Here is a 13,987-nt window from a genome sequence, read left to right as displayed (position 1 = left end):
ACTACGCCAAGCGGTCGGGCCCGGGCAGCTCGCGCAGGTGCCGCGGATTGAGCAAGGCCGCTGCCGCGGCCCGGCTGTGCGGCCGTCCCAGGGCCGCCCGGCTGGCCTCGCGGAGCAGCATCACCACCCAGAAGGGCAGGGCCGGGAGCACGCCCCGTCGGCGCCGGAAGAGGCGCACCTTGTTGGTCACGAGCAGGGCCCACAGCCGGGGGGAGCTGCCCGACCCGCCTTCGAGATGGACTGCGCCCGCGGCCGGGACGTACCGGGTGGCGAAGCCGGCGTCACGGGCGCGCAGTCCGAAGTCGACCTCCTCGGAGTACAGGAAGAACGACTCGTCCCAGGGCCCACACCGGCGCCAGCACTCGGCGCTGATGAGCTGGGTGGAGCCTTCCGCCCAGTCGGCGAGCTGCTCGCCACGGTAGCTCTCCAGACGGGTGACCATCTCCCCGAGGCTGTCCTGCTGTCCGGCGCGCTCCGTGCCCAGCACCGCGTCCCCGAGCGCCCGCAGCACGGTGGGCTCCCGGCGCATGGAGCGGATGAGTTCCCCGTGCGCGTCCCGCAGTCGCGGCACGGCGATCCCCGTGCCGGGCGTGCGCAGCGCCCGGAGCAGTTCGGCGGCACAGCCGGGGTCGAGCCGGACGTCGGGGTTGAGCACGAGCACCGCCGTGTGCGCGCCGGCGGCAGCGACGGCCGCGTTGATGCCCGCCGCGTAGCCCGCGTTGCGCCCGAGCTCGACGACGGTGGCGTCGGGGGCGAGGTGCCGCACCCGTTCGACGCTGCGGTCCGACGACGCGTTGTCCGCCACGACCAGGTGCCAGTCGAGGCCGGCGAGTCCCGCCGGGAGAGAGGCGAGGAGGTCGGGCAGCAGCGGCTCGCTATTGAAGGTGACGACGACGACCGCCACGCGCTCCTCGGCTGGGTCCACGCGCGGCACCGTACCGCCGGACGACGCCCTCCGTCCGGGGTTCGGGGCGAACCCGCCGTGCCGACGGCGGGTGGCAGGCCATGCCCGCCACCCGCCTCACACCTTCGGTCCGCCGCTCAGGCGTTGCCGTCGAACAGCGACGTGACCGATCCGTCGTCGAACACCTCGCGGATGGCCCGGCCCAGCAGCGGCGCGATGGGCAGCACCGTCAGCTGCGGGAAGCGCTTCTCCGGCGGGATGGGCAGGGTGTCGGTGACGACGACCTCGCGGGCGCCGGACTCCGAGAGCCGCTGCGCCGCCGGGTCGGAGAGCACCCCGTGGGTCGCGGCGACGATGACGTCGGTCGCCCCCGCCGCGAGCACCACCTTGACCGCCTCGGCGATCGTGCCGCCGGTGTCGATCATGTCGTCGACGAGCACCGCCGTCTTGCCCTTGACGTCACCGACGACGCGGTTGGCCACGGCCTGGTTCGGCTGGCGGATGTCGCGGGTCTTGTGCACGAACGCCAGCGGCACGCCGCCGAGCTTGGCGGCCCACTGCTCGGCCACCCGGATGCGCCCGGCGTCCGGGGAGACCATCGCGGCGTTCTTGGTGTCGATCCGGGTGCGCACGTAGTCGCTGAGGATCGGCATGGCCCACAGGTGGTCCACCGGTCCGTCGAAGAAGCCCTGGGACTGGGCGGCGTGCATGTCCACGCTGAGCAGCCGGTCCGCGCCGGCCGTCTTGAACAGGTCCGCGACCAGGCGGGCAGAGATCGGCTCGCGGCCGCGGTGCTTCTTGTCCTGCCGGGCGTAGGGGTAGAACGGGGCCACCACGGTGATCCGCTTGGCCGAGCCGCGCTTGAGCGCGTCGACCATGATCAGCTGCTCCATGAGCCACTGGTTGATCGGCACGGTGTGCGACTGCAGCACGAACACGTCCGACCCGCGCACCGACTCGTTGAACCGGACGTAGATCTCACCGTTGGCGAAGTCGTACGCCGTCGTCGGCAGCAGCTCGATGTCGAGCTCGCGCGCGACGTCGGCAGCGAGCTCGGGGTGAGCGCGCCCGCTCACGACCACGAGCCGCTTCTCACCGCTGGTGATGATCCCGGTCATCGGTTGTTGTCCCCTTCTGCGGTGGCACCCGGGACCTGCTGGTCGCGGGGGGTCGTGGTCTCGGGCCCGTGGCCCAGCGCCCGCGCGGCGGCCCGGGCGGAGTCCGTCTCGGGCCGGCTGCGCAGCACCCAGCCCTCGATGTTGCGCTGCGGGCCGCCGCTGACGGCCAGCGCGCCGGGCGGGACGTCCTCGCGGACGGTGGTGCCGGCGCCGGTGTACGCCCCGTCACCGACCGTGACGGGCGCGACGAACATGTTGTCAGAGCCGGTGCGCGCGTGCGCGCCGATGCGGGTGCGGTGCTTGGCGACGCCGTCGTAGTTGACGAACACCGAGGAGGCGCCGATGTTCGTGCCCTCCCCGATCTCCGCGTCGCCGACGTAGGTCAGGTGCGGCACCTTCGCCGCGGGGCCGATGGAGGCGTTCTTGACCTCGACGAACGTGCCGATCTTGCCCCGCTCGCCGAGCTGGGCGCCGGGACGCAGGTAGGCGAAGGGCCCGGTGGTGGACCCGGCGCCGAGCTCGGCGTCGGAGCCGTGGGTCCGCACGACGGTGGCACCCGCCCCGACGACGACGTCGCGCAGGGTGGTGTCCGGGCCGATGGTGGCGCCCTCGTCCACCCGGGTGCGCCCGTGCAGCTGGGTGCCGGGCAGCAGGGTGACGTCGCGGGCCAGCTCGACGTCGACGTCGACCCAGGTGGTGCCGGGGTCGACGACGGTGACGCCTTCGCGCATCCACCGCTCCAGGGTGCGGCGGTTGAGCTCGGCACCGAGCGCGGCGAGCTGGACGCGGTCGTTGACGCCCTCGACCAGCCAGGAGTCCTCCACGGAGATCGCCCGCACGGGCAGGCCGCGGCGGTGCGCGAGGGCGACGACGTCGGTGAGGTAGACCTCGCCCTGGTCGTTGTCCTGGCCGACCCCGCCGAGCGCCTCGCGCAGCACGGCGGCGTCGAAGACGTAGGTGGAGGTGTTGATCTCCCGGATCTGCCGCTGCTCCGCGGTGGCGTCGCGCTCCTCGACGACGCCGACGACGGCGCCGTCCTCGCGCAGGATGCGCCCGTAGCCGTGGGGGTCCTCGACGGTGGTGGTCAGGACGGTGACGGCGTTGGCGTCGGCGCCGTGGGCGGCGAGCAGCTCGGTGAGGGTGCCGGCGTCGAGCAGCGGGGTGTCCCCGGCCATGACGACGACGGGGCCCTCGAGGGCGGCGGCGGCGTCGAGGGCGCCCAGCGCGCACTGCACGGCCCGGCCGGTGCCCGGGACCTCGTCCTGGTCGACGATCGTCACGCCGGCGTCGAGCCCGGAGGCGTGGGCGGCGACGGCGTCGCGCTGGTGCCGGACGACGACGGCGAGGCGGGCCGGGTCCAGCGCCCGGGCCGCGGTGAGCGCGTGCCCCAGCAGGCTGCGACCACCGATCTCATGGAGCACCTTGGGGATGCGGGACTTCATGCGGGTGCCCTCACCCGCGGCGAGAACGACGACAGCAGCAGGTTGGGTCAGGCTCACGCCAGCTCCCTTGGGATGGATGACCGCCCGGCCGCGCCCCGGGCGTGCTTTGCAGCGAACACTCTAGCGCCGTGGCGGAGCACCTCCGTCCGGAGGACCAGCCCGTGGAGCGCGCGCGGGGCCGCGCGCGCCAGCCGTCGGGGCGGTCGCGTGCCGCACGCCGCGCCGCTGCGGAAGGTCGTCCCGTCGACACGACTCCGGCTCCGCCCCCAGGATTCGAACCCGGACCGCAAGGCACCAAAGGCCTGCGTGCTGCCGTTACACCAGGGCGGACCGCGCGCGAGCGCGGCTCCCAGTGTGCCAGGCACGGGGCCCGCATCCCGAACCGGCCGGCGGGCGCGGCCGCACACCCGAAGCGGGCACCGGACCCGGCGCGAACCCGCCGCGTGATCTGCGGCACGGCATGATGGGGGCGTGTCCTCCGACAGCAGGCGCGCCCCCCGGGTGCGCATGACCGGCAGCGAGCGCCGCGAGCAGCTCATCACCGTCAGCCGCGCGCTCTTCGCCGAGAAGGGCTTCGAGGGCACCAGCGTGGAGGAGGTCGCCGCCCGTGCGAAGGTCTCCAAGCCGGTGGTCTACGAGCATTTTGGCGGCAAGGAGGGCATCTACGCCGTCGTCGTCGACCGCGAGGTGCAGCGCCTGCTGGGGATGCTCACCGACCAGCTCGGCGCCGGCGGGCACCCCAAGGTGATCGTGGAGAAGGCCGCCCTGGCGCTGCTGGACTACATCGAGGCCAACACCGACGGCTTCCGCATCCTGGTGCGCGACTCCCCCGTCGCCCAGGCCACCGGCACGTTCTCCTCGCTCATCGGCGACGTCGCCAGCCAGGTGGAGCACCTGCTGGCCGAGCAGTTCCGGGCCCGCCACCTCGACCCGGCCGCCGCGCCGATGTACGCCCAGATGCTCGTCGGGCTCATCGCGCTGACCGGCCAGTGGTGGCTCGAGGCGCGCCACCCGGACAAGACCGTCGTCGCCGCGCACATGGTCAACCTGGCGTGGAACGGGCTCAAGGGCCTCGAGCGCGAGCCGCAGCTCAGCTCCCTTGCCCTGAGCTGACGCCGAAGCGTAAACCGGTCACCTGCTGACCGGTCCTGGGATACCGTTCCGGCGACATGTGCAGCGAAGCACCGACCGGGGGTCCTATGACCGACGACGTCGCGACCGAGCAGAGCGCCGCGTTCTTGCTGGACGCCGAGCGCATCCAGAAATACCTGGCATTCGGGTTCGTCCCCACATACCCGGACGAGCCGCTCACCCTGCTCGCCGATTGGTCGCGCCGACCGAAGCTCCGGGCCGACGAGGTCGACGTGGGTGACCTGGTGCGCGCCGGCGTCACCGCGCTGCACTCCGCGATCGAGCAGTGCGCGGAGCGCGGCCCGGGCACCGGTCAGCAGGTGGTGCTGCTCAGCGGCGGCTTGGACTCCCGCGCGATCCTAGGCGGCCTGCTCGAGCACTTCGACCGCTCCGAGGTCGTGGCTGCCACCTTCGGCATGCCGGGCGAGCGGGACTACGACTTCGCCGCGGCCGTGGCCGCGGCCGCCGGGGTGCGCCACGAACGGCTCGAGACCGCCTCCGTCGAGTGGACGACCGAGGGCCTGGTCGGCTCCGTCCTCGCCCGTCACCTCCCACTGCCCTTCCCGTTCGGCCAGCGCTACCTCAGCTACCTCCTCCACACTCGCCTGGGGCGGGAGAACACCTTCTGGGACGGGCTGTGCGGCGACGCCGTCAGCGGCGACTGGGCGCCGGCGGAGGACGAGGTCTGGGACTGGCCGTCCGCCGTCGAGGACTTCCTGAAGGTGCACCTCCTCCCGGGGACGGCTCCGCTGCTGCCGGACACATTCGACCCGGCCGCTGACATCCCCACGGAGCCGTTCCACCCGGCCGAGCTCCTGACCTTTCCCGAGCAGCTTGACCACGGGGTCCGCCAGCGCTGCTACACCGGCACCCGGCGGCTGCGCGACTACCGCATCAACACCCCGTTCCTCACCGGGGCCTGGCTGGACTTCATGCTGTCTGCCCCACCGCGCTATCGCTACGACCAGCACCTCTACAAGGAGGTCCTCAAGGCTGCCTTTCCGCGCCTCTTCTCCCTGCCCACCACGCTCCACGGCGGCCCGCTCGTCGAGTCCGGCGCATCGCGGCTCGCCCGCGGGGCACGGGCGCGTGTGCGGAAGACGGCCGACCGGCTGCGCCTACCGACCGGCGCGGCCCGGCCGGACGCGAACGCACGCATCCGGTCCGCCTACCGGCGCCCGGGCCCCATCCAGGACCTCGTGCGCGCCAACCTCACCGACCTAGCCGGGCGCGACCTGGTCGACGAGACGGCGCTGCGTTCCGCGCTCGCTGGCTACGGCCCCCACGCGGACTCGCTGGTCACCATCACGCTGGGTCTCGAGCTCAACCTCAAAGCCGCCGAGCGGCAGGCACGCGCGGAGCCTGGGCCGCGCCCCTGACCCGGTCCCGACTCCGTGCACGGGGACGCCGAGAGCCTGACCGACGCTGGTACCTTGCCTCGGACAGAATCAGTCCGTTTCTGGTGCGGGGGCCCGGGACGGCCGAGTGCCGGGCCTGCCCGGCGGAATGGACCCGATGAGCACGCTCGAGATCGACCACCTCAACAAGAGCTACGGCAGCCTCCGCGCGCTGCGCGACATGACCTTCGACGTGCGCGCCGGGGAGATCTTCGGCTTCGTCGGCTCCAACGGGGCGGGCAAGACGACCACCATGCGCATCATGCTCGGCGTGCTCGCGGCCGACTCCGGCCAGGTGCGCTGGAACGGCGTCGAGCTCGACCTCGAGGCGCGCCGCCACGTGGGGTACATGCCCGAGGAGCGCGGCCTGTACCCGAAGATGAAGGTGGGCGAGCAGCTGACGTACCTTGCCCGCCTGCACGGCATGAGCCCGGGCGAGGCCGCCGCCGCCACCGAGTACTGGACCGACCGCCTGGGCGTCGGCGCCCGCCGCGGGGACAACGTCGAGAAGCTTTCGTTGGGCAACCAGCAGCGCGTCCAGCTCGCCGCCGCCCTCGTGCACTCCCCCGACATCCTCGTCCTCGACGAGCCCTTCTCCGGCCTGGACCCCGTGGCCGTGGACGTCATGTCCGCCGTGCTGCGCGAGCGCGCCGACGCCGGCGTGCCGGTGATCTTCTCCTCCCACCAGCTCGACCTCGTCGAGCGGCTGTGCGACCGCGTCGGCATCGTCCGCGCCGGCCAGATGGAGGCCCTGGGCACCATCGAGGAGCTGCGCACGACCGACCGCCCGCGCTGGCTGCTTGACGTCGCCGCCGATCCCGCCGTCGTGCGGGCGTGGGCCGACGCCCTCCCCGGGGTGACCGCCTCCGCGGTGCCCGAGCGGCCCGGCGCCGTCGTCGTGGAGCTCGACGACGCCGCGGGCACCGAGCAGCGGCTGCTCGCCGGCGCCCTCGAGCTCGGCGCGGTGCGCGAGTTCGCCCCCGTGCGCCCGACGCTGACGGACCTGTTCCGGCACGTCGTCTCCGCCGGCGACGGCGAGGCGCCACCGCCGGACGACGATCCCCGCTCCCGCCGCGCCCGGGCGGAGGTGGCCGCGTGAGCGCCCTGAGCACCGTCTGGATGGTCGCCGGCCGCGAGGTCAAGACCCGCATGATGACCAAGGCGAACATCATCTCGATGGCCGTCATGCTGGTCGTCATCGTCGTCGCCGCCGTGGTCGGCGGGTACTTCCTCAACCGCGACGACGACGCCCCCGCGCTCACGGTCGCCGTGTCCGACTCCACCGCGGCGCTGGGCGAGGGGCTGCGGGCGGGAGCAGCCGGCCAGCAGACCGAGGTCGAGGTCATCACCATGACCCGCGACGCCGCCGAGGCGGCCCTGGCGGGCGACACCGACGACAAGCTCGACGCCTTCCTCGACGGCGACCCCGCGGCACCGACCGTGCTCGTCGCCGACACCGCCGACCCCGAGCTGCTCGCCCTGGTCACCACCGCCACGCAGTCCTTCGTCCTCGCCCAGCAGGTCAGCGACCTCGGCGGCGACCCGGCCGCGTTCAGCGAGGCGATGGCCGGCGCGACCCCGACCGTGGAGTCCCTGGCCGAGGACGACGGCAACCCCGGCTTCGACGGGCCGACCTACGGCATCGCCATGGCGATGATCTCGGTGCTCCTCTTCGCCCTCATCGGCTCCGGCACCCTCATCGCCATGGGCGTGGTGGAGGAGAAGACCTCCCGCGTGGTGGAGATCCTCCTCGCGACGATCCGGCCCACCCACCTGCTGGCCGGGAAGATCCTCGGGATCGGCCTCTACGGCCTGTTCCAGGTCGTGGTGCTCGGCGGGGCGATGGCGATCGCGGCCAGCGCCGTCGGCCTGATGGACGGCCTGGAGATCGACCTCGGCGCGTCCCTGGCGATGATGGTCGTCTGGTTCCTGCTCGGCTACGCGATCTTCGCGCTGCTCTTCGGCGGCTTCGCGGCGCTCGTCTCACGCCAGGAGGACATCGGCACGGTGACCACCCCGCTGATGTTCATGCTCTTCATCCCCTACTACGTGACGATGTTCCTGGTGCCCAACGACCCCGACGGCACGGCCGTGCGGATCCTCTCCCAGGTGCCGTTCTTCGCGCCGTTCATGATGCCGGTGCGCGAGGCCTTCGGCGCGCTCGCCGGCTGGGAGCTGGCGCTGGCCGCCGTGATCGCCTTGGCCACCATCCCGCTGCTGGTGTGGGTCGCGGCGCGGGTGTACCGGCGCGGGGTGCTGCACACCGGCGGACGGATGAAGCTCGCCGACGCCCTGCGCGGCTGAGCAGCCCTCCCCCCGTGGTGCGGGTCCGACGAAAGTATCTCGACGTCGAGTAATCTCGGGGGATGAGCGCAGCGCAGCCGGGAGACCGGGCCGGGGCATCCCCTGGCGCGGCTGCCGGCGTGCGCGCCACCCAGGACGAGGTCGACCGGATCGTCAGCGCCTGGCAGCGCGAGCGCCCCGACCTGCACCCGATGCCGCTGCACGTCTTCTCGCGCGTCTCGCGGCTGGCGCGCCACCTCGACCTGGCCCGCCGGCACGCCTTCACCGAGCACGGCGTGGAGGCCTGGGAGTTCGACGTCCTCTCCGCGCTGCGCCGCGCCGGCGAGCCCTACGAGCTGACCCCCGGGCGGCTCATCGCCGAGACCCTCGTCTCCTCCGGCACCATGACCAACCGGATCGACCGGATGGTCGGCCACGGCCTCGTGGTGCGCTCGGCCGACACCACCGACCGCCGGGTGGTCAAGGTCCGCCTGACCGCCGAGGGCAAGGCCCGCGTGGACGCGGCGATGTCGACCCTGCTGGACTCCGAGCGCGACCTGCTCGCCGCGCTCACCCCGGGCGAGCGGACCCAGCTGCGCGACCTGCTGCGCCGCCTGCTGCTGCCCTTCGAGGCGGTCTGACCCTCAGGCCTCGGCCACCTCGGCGACGGCGAGCCACTCCTCCTCCAGCGCGGCGTGCTCGTCCTCGGCGTCCTTCGCGCGCGCCGCGAGGTCGCCGAGCTCCGCCACGCGGTCGGGGTCGGCCGACGCCAGCGCGAGCTCGGCGTGCAGCTCCTCGATGCGAGCGGAGGCGCGGGCGAGCTGGCGCTCGAGGCGGGCCAGCTCCTTCTTCGCGGCGCGCTGCTCGGCCGGGCTCGGTCCGGTCGAGGGCGCCGTCGCGGCGGCCGGCGTCTCGGCGGGGCGGGGCGCGGCGGGCTCGCCCGCCTCGATCTCGCGGCGCAGGCGTAGGTACTCGTCGATGCCGCCGGGCAGGTCGCGGACCTTGCCGTCGCCGAGCAGGGCGACCTGGTGGTCGGTGACCCGCTCGAGCAGGTAGCGGTCGTGGGAGACGACGACGAGCGTGCCGGGCCACCCGTCGAGCAGGTCCTCGACCGCGGCGAGGGTGTCGGTGTCGAGGTCGTTGGTCGGCTCGTCGAGCAGCAGCACGTTGGGCTCGGCGACGAGCAGGCGCAGCAGCTGCAGGCGGCGCCGCTCCCCGCCGGAGAGGTCGGCCACCGGCGTCCACGCCCGCTCGCGGGTGAAGCCGAGCCGCTCGACGAGCTGGCCGGCCGTCAGCTCCTTGCCGCCGACCTCCACCCGGCCCTTGACCTCCTCGACGGCCTCGATCACCCGCAGGTTGGCGACGGCGTCGAGCTCGCGGGTCTCCTGGGAGAGCTGGGAGACCTGGACGGTCTTGCCGCGCTTGACCCGCCCGGACGTGGGCTGCTGGGTGCCGGCGAGCAGGCGCAGCAGGGTGGACTTGCCGGCGCCGTTGACGCCGACGATGCCCACCCGCTCCCCCGGCGCCAGGCGCCAGGTGACGTCGTCGAGGACCACCCGCTCACCGGCGGGGGCGCCGCCCGGGCCGTCCGCGGCGGGGCGCTCGCCGGGGCGCCAGGGGTAGGTGACCGTCACGTCCTCGAGGTCGAGGACGTCCTTGCCGAGCCTTGCGGTGGCCAGCCGGGTCAGCTCGAGCGGGTCGCGCGGCGGCGGCTCGTCGGCGATGAGGGTCGCGGCGGCGTCGAGGCGGAACTTCGGCTTGGAGGTGCGCGCGGGAGCGCCGCGGCGGAGCCAGGCCAGCTCCTTGCGCAGCAGGTTCTGCCGCTTCTCCTCCGCCTGGGCGGCGGTGCGGGCGCGCTCGGCGCGGGCGAGGACGTAGGCGGCGTACCCGCCGTCGTAGGTCTCCACGTGCCCGCCGACCGGCGCCCGGCCCGCGACCCCGTCGTGCCCGGGCACGACCTCCCACACCCGGGTGCACACCGCGTCGAGGAACCAGCGGTCGTGGGTGACGACGACGAGCGCGCCCTCGCCGCGGGCATACCGCCCCTGCAGGTGCCGGGCGAGCCAGTCCACCCCCTCGACGTCGAGGTGGTTGGTGGGCTCGTCGAGGATGAGGACCTCGGCGGGCTGGGTAAGCACGCGGGCCAGCGCGACGCGGCGGCGCTGCCCGCCGGAGAGGGTGGCGACGTCGGCGTCGAGGCCGACGTCGGCGAGCAGGCCGGCGTGGATGTCCCGCACCGCCGGCTGGGAGGCCCAGGTGTGCTCGGGCACGCCGGGGTGGACGACGTCGCGCACGGCCGTGCCGGCGGGCAAGGCGTCGGACTGCTCGAGGGCGACCACCCGGGTGCCGCCGGCGCGGGTGACCCGCCCGGTGTCCGGCTGGCTGCGCCCGGCGAGCAGGCGCAGCAGGGTCGACTTGCCCGCGCCGTTGCGGCCGAGCACGCCCACGCGCATGCCGTCGTCGAGGCCGAGGGTGACGTCGGTGAGGATGGGTCGCGAGCCGAGGACGACGCCGGCGCCCTCGATGCCGAGCAGGTGGGCCACTAGCGCCCACCGCCGGCGGGCTGGCTGAGAGTCGTCACGGGTTCCAGTGTCGCAGGCGGGCCCGGTGGGCGCGGAATCGGGGGCGGCGCCGCGCGTGCGGTTCCGGGCACACCGGCGCGCGCACGGCCTCGAGCGGCCGTGCCCCTACCGCCGGCCGTGGACGTGCTCGAGCACCCGCGCGCCGGGCACCGGCCCGGTGACGGTGAGGATCTCGCCGGCCACCTCGGCCGCGCGCATCACCCCGGCGACGCTGGCGGCGTGGGGGGCGTCCAGCGCCAGCGCGGCGACGGTGGGCCCGGACCCCGAGACGACGGCGGCCAGCGCGCCGGCCCGGTCGGCGGCGGCCAGCACGTCGCCGAGCTCCGGGCGCAGCTCCAGCGCCGGCTCCTGCAGGTCGTTGCTGAGGTGCCGGGCGAGGACGAGCGGGTCGGCGGAGAGCAGCGCCGACAGCAGCGCCGGGTCCACCCGGGGCGCCTCCCCCGCACCTCCGGCGCTGTCGGCACCGGCGACGTCCGCGCCGCCGCCGCTGTGCGCACCGGGAACGCCGCCGCCGCGAGCGGCGCCGTCGGGCGAGAAGCCGCGCAGAGCGTCGAACTCGCGGAAGACCGCGGGGGTGGACAGCCCCTCGGCCTGGACGGCCAGCACCCAGTGGTAGGTGCCGCGGCTCATGACCGGGGTGAGCAGGTCCCCGCGGCCGGTGCCCATGGCGGACAGGCCCGTGAGCGCGAAGGGCACGTCGGCGCCGAGCTCGCCGGCCAGCTCGGCCAGCTCCTCCCGGCCCAGCCCGGTACCCCACAGCTGGTCGCAGGCCAGCAGCGTGGCGGCGGCGTCGGCCGACCCGCCGGCCATGCCGCCGGCCACGGGGACCTCCTTGGTCAGCGTCAGCGAAACGCCCCGCTCGACCCCGCTGGTCTCGCGCAGGAGCTGCGCGGCGCGCACGGCGAGGTTGGTCGCGTCGGTGGGCAGGTCGGCGCCGCGGCCGTGGATGGTGAGGGTGACGTCGTCGGCCGCCTCGGCCAGGACCTCCTCGTAGAGGGACACGGCCTGGAAGAGGGTCGCCAGCGGGTGGTAGCCGTCCGGGCGCGGCGGGCCCACGTGCAGGGCGAGGTTGATCTTCCCCGGCGCGCGGACCTGGACCTTGGGCGTCACCGGCCCAGCGTGCCAGAGGGGGCGGCAGGTGCGCCCGCCGGGCGGTGCTCGGCGATGCGCGCGAAGTCGGCGACGGCGAGCCGCTCGCCCCGCACGGTGGGGTCGACGCCGGCGGCCACGAGCGCGGCCTCGGCCGCGGCGGCCGAGCCGGCCCAGCCGGCCAGCGCGGCCCGCAGGGTCTTGCGGCGCTGGGCGAAGGCGGCGTCGACGACCGCGAAGACCTCCTCGCGGGTGGCCGTGGTGGCGGGAGGTTCGCGGCGGGTCAGGCGCACGAGCGCGGAGTCGACGTTGGGCACCGGCCAGAACACCGACCGGGACACGGTCCCGGCGCGGGAGGCCTCGGCGTACCAGGCGGCCTTGACCGACGGCACGCCGTAGGTGCGCGAGCCGGGCGGGGCGGCGATGCGGTCGGCCACCTCGGCCTGGACCATGACGAGCACGGACTCCAGGCTGGGCAGCCGCTCGAGCAGCGTGAGCAGCACGGGGACGGCCACGTTGTAGGGCAGGTTGGCCACGAGCCGGGTCGGCACCACCGGCGCGCCGGTCAGGGCCGGCGGGGCGGGCAGGATCTGCGGCCCGGTCACGGTCAGGGCGTCGGCCGGCAGCACGGCCAGCCGGTCGGCGGCCGTGGGCATGCGCGCGGCGACGGTGGCCGGCAGTGCCCGGGCCAGCGGCGGGTCGATCTCGACGGCGACGACGCTCGCCCCGGCCTCGAGCAGGGCCAGGGTGAGCGAGCCCAGGCCCGGGCCGACCTCGAGGACGACGTCGCCGGGCTCGACCCCGGCGGTGCGCACGATCCGGCGCACCGTGCCGGCGTCGTGGACGAAGTTCTGCCCGAGGGTCTTGGTGGGCCGCACGCCGAGGGCGTCGGCGAGGCGGCGCACGTCCGCCGCCCCGAGCAGGCCGGTGGCGGGCGGGGCGGCGTCTGCAGTCACGGCGCCGAGCCTAACCCGCGCGGCGCCGCGGCCCTCGCACGCTCCCGGAGACGGCCGGGGCACACTCGGGGACGTGAACGCGACGCGCCGGCCCCGTCCGAGCCGGGAGGAGCTGGCGGCCTGCGCCGGCCGCAGCATTCCCCCGGTGATCGCCCCGGGACTCAGGGTCCTCCTGTGCGGCATCAACCCGGGCCTGTACTCGGCGTGGACCGGGCATCACTTCGCCCGGCCCGGGAACCGGTTCTGGGCGGCGCTGCACCGCTCCGGGATGACGCCGCGGCTCCTGGCGCCCTGCGAGCAGGACGAGCTGCTCGGCCTGGGCCTGGGCATCACCAACGTGGTCGACCGCGCCACGGCGACGGCCGCGGAGCTGGGCCGGACCGAGCTGCGTCAGGGTGGCGAGCGGCTCCGCGAGGAGGTGCGGCGGTACTCGCCGGCGTGGCTGGCCGTCCTCGGCGTCACGGCGTACCGGGCGGCGGTCGGCGATCCGAAGGCCACCCTCGGCCCGCAGGAGGGGCGGTTCGGGCCGGCGCGGGTGTGGGTGCTGCCCAATCCGAGCGGGCTGAACGCGCACTACCAGCTGCCCGAGCTCGCGGCGAAGTTCGGTGAGCTGCGCGCCGCGGCGCTGGACTGACACGGCCGAACCGTCGGCCGAGGCACCCTGGGACCGGGGCTGGACCTCGCCGGCCTCGGGGACGAAGGCCAGACCTCCCCTGCGCCCCGTGCCCTCACACACCGCCGCGCGCGGGGCCTCACGACGAGGCCCCGCGCGCGGGTAGTAGTGCTGGTCGGTCTCAGCGGAGGCCGAGCTTGGCGGAGCAGGCCGGCCACTGGCCCCAGCCGGAGCGGGCCTGCAGCGCCTGGGCGCGCTGGGTCTGCTCGGCGGGCGAGGCCTGCGAGGGCAGGCCCGAGCCGCCCATGGCCCGCCAGGTCTGCACCGAGAACTGGTACAGGCCGTGGTACAGGCCGTTGGGGCTCACGGCCCGGGGGTTGCCGCCGGACTCGCACTGGGCCAGGCGGGCCCAGACGCCACCCCCCACGGCGGCGGGCGCGGCCGCGGCGGGGGCCGGCGCGGGCGCCGGGGC

Annotated in this window: 13 protein-coding genes and 1 tRNA gene; 6 read left to right on the top strand and 8 right to left on the bottom strand. The window is 74.9% G+C overall.

Going from position 1 to position 13,987, the window contains the following annotated elements:
• Window position 1: 1 nt before the first annotated feature.
• The 4 genes from GD970_RS18145 to GD970_RS18130 all read right to left on the bottom strand — a co-directional run bounded on the left by GD970_RS18145 (window position 2) and on the right by GD970_RS18130 (window position 3,794).
• A complete protein-coding gene (locus GD970_RS18145; RefSeq protein WP_152204313.1) occupies window positions 2-925 on the bottom strand; it encodes a glycosyltransferase in 924 nt (307 codons plus the stop codon).
• Window positions 926-1,041: 116 nt separating this feature from the next.
• Window positions 1,042-2,022, bottom strand: coding sequence for a ribose-phosphate diphosphokinase (locus GD970_RS18140; protein ID WP_152204312.1), 981 nt, complete (start codon window positions 2,020-2,022; stop codon window positions 1,042-1,044).
• On the bottom strand, window positions 2,019-3,464 hold the full coding sequence (gene glmU, locus GD970_RS18135) for a bifunctional UDP-N-acetylglucosamine diphosphorylase/glucosamine-1-phosphate N-acetyltransferase GlmU (RefSeq protein ID WP_249043196.1): 1,446 nt from the start codon (window positions 3,462-3,464) through the stop codon (window positions 2,019-2,021). The genes GD970_RS18140 and glmU overlap by 4 nt, the downstream gene beginning before the upstream one ends.
• 258 nt (window positions 3,465-3,722) lie before the next feature.
• Window positions 3,723-3,794: transfer RNA gene (locus GD970_RS18130), tRNA-Gln, on the bottom strand.
• A 177-nt stretch (window positions 3,795-3,971) separates the two neighbouring features.
• On the opposite strand from GD970_RS18130, the gene GD970_RS18125 reads away from it, so the two are divergent.
• The 5 genes from GD970_RS18125 (at window position 3,972) to GD970_RS18105 (ending at window position 8,916) form a co-directional block, all read left to right on the top strand.
• Window positions 3,972-4,577: a TetR/AcrR family transcriptional regulator gene (locus tag GD970_RS18125; protein WP_152204328.1), complete on the top strand. Its 606-nt coding sequence runs from the start codon at window positions 3,972-3,974 to the stop codon at window positions 4,575-4,577.
• Window positions 4,578-4,663: 86 nt separating this feature from the next.
• A complete protein-coding gene (locus GD970_RS18120) occupies window positions 4,664-5,974 on the top strand; it encodes an asparagine synthase-related protein (protein WP_170297225.1) in 1,311 nt (436 codons plus the stop codon).
• A gap of 136 nt (window positions 5,975-6,110) precedes the next feature.
• Window positions 6,111-7,091: an ABC transporter ATP-binding protein gene (locus GD970_RS18115; RefSeq protein WP_152204309.1), complete on the top strand. Its 981-nt coding sequence runs from the start codon at window positions 6,111-6,113 to the stop codon at window positions 7,089-7,091.
• Window positions 7,088-8,296 carry an ABC transporter permease gene (locus GD970_RS18110; protein WP_152204308.1) on the top strand — a complete coding sequence of 403 codons (1,209 nt, stop codon included), beginning with the start codon at window positions 7,088-7,090 and terminating at the stop codon, window positions 8,294-8,296. Before GD970_RS18115 ends, GD970_RS18110 begins: the two co-directional genes overlap by 4 nt.
• A 62-nt stretch (window positions 8,297-8,358) precedes the next feature.
• Window positions 8,359-8,916, top strand: coding sequence for a MarR family winged helix-turn-helix transcriptional regulator (locus GD970_RS18105; RefSeq protein ID WP_152204307.1), 558 nt, complete (start codon window positions 8,359-8,361; stop codon window positions 8,914-8,916).
• Window positions 8,917-8,919: 3 nt separating this feature from the next.
• Here GD970_RS18105 and GD970_RS18100 read toward each other — a convergent pair whose 3' ends face one another.
• The 3 genes from GD970_RS18100 to rsmA form a co-directional block, all read right to left on the bottom strand.
• The gene (locus tag GD970_RS18100) at window positions 8,920-10,818 is read right to left on the bottom strand and encodes an ABC-F family ATP-binding cassette domain-containing protein (protein ID WP_152204306.1); all 1,899 of its coding nucleotides are present in this window, start codon (window positions 10,816-10,818) and stop codon (window positions 8,920-8,922) included.
• 144 nt (window positions 10,819-10,962) lie between these two features.
• Complete coding sequence (locus GD970_RS18095; protein WP_152204305.1) at window positions 10,963-11,967, bottom strand: 4-(cytidine 5'-diphospho)-2-C-methyl-D-erythritol kinase; 1,005 nt, start codon at window positions 11,965-11,967, stop codon at window positions 10,963-10,965.
• Complete coding sequence (gene rsmA, locus GD970_RS18090) at window positions 11,964-13,040, bottom strand: 16S rRNA (adenine(1518)-N(6)/adenine(1519)-N(6))-dimethyltransferase RsmA (RefSeq protein ID WP_152204304.1); 1,077 nt, start codon at window positions 13,038-13,040, stop codon at window positions 11,964-11,966. Before rsmA ends, GD970_RS18095 begins: the two co-directional genes overlap by 4 nt.
• Here rsmA and mug point away from each other — a divergent pair.
• Window positions 12,976-13,536 (top strand): G/U mismatch-specific DNA glycosylase, encoded by a 561-nt coding sequence (gene mug / locus GD970_RS18085; protein WP_152204303.1) that lies wholly within the window; start codon window positions 12,976-12,978, stop codon window positions 13,534-13,536. The genes rsmA and mug overlap by 65 nt on opposite strands.
• 160 nt (window positions 13,537-13,696) lie before the next feature.
• On the opposite strand, the gene GD970_RS18080 is transcribed toward mug, so the two are convergent.
• Window positions 13,697-13,987, bottom strand: a 291-nt coding sequence (locus GD970_RS18080) for a transglycosylase family protein (RefSeq protein ID WP_152204302.1), incomplete at its 5' end; no start/stop codon positions are given.

The organism is Georgenia thermotolerans, from assembly GCF_009193185.1.
GTDB lineage: Bacteria > Actinomycetota > Actinomycetes > Actinomycetales > Actinomycetaceae > Georgenia > Georgenia thermotolerans.
Note: the sequence above shows the minus strand (reverse complement) of the source record. Positions and strands in the feature narration are given on the sequence as shown.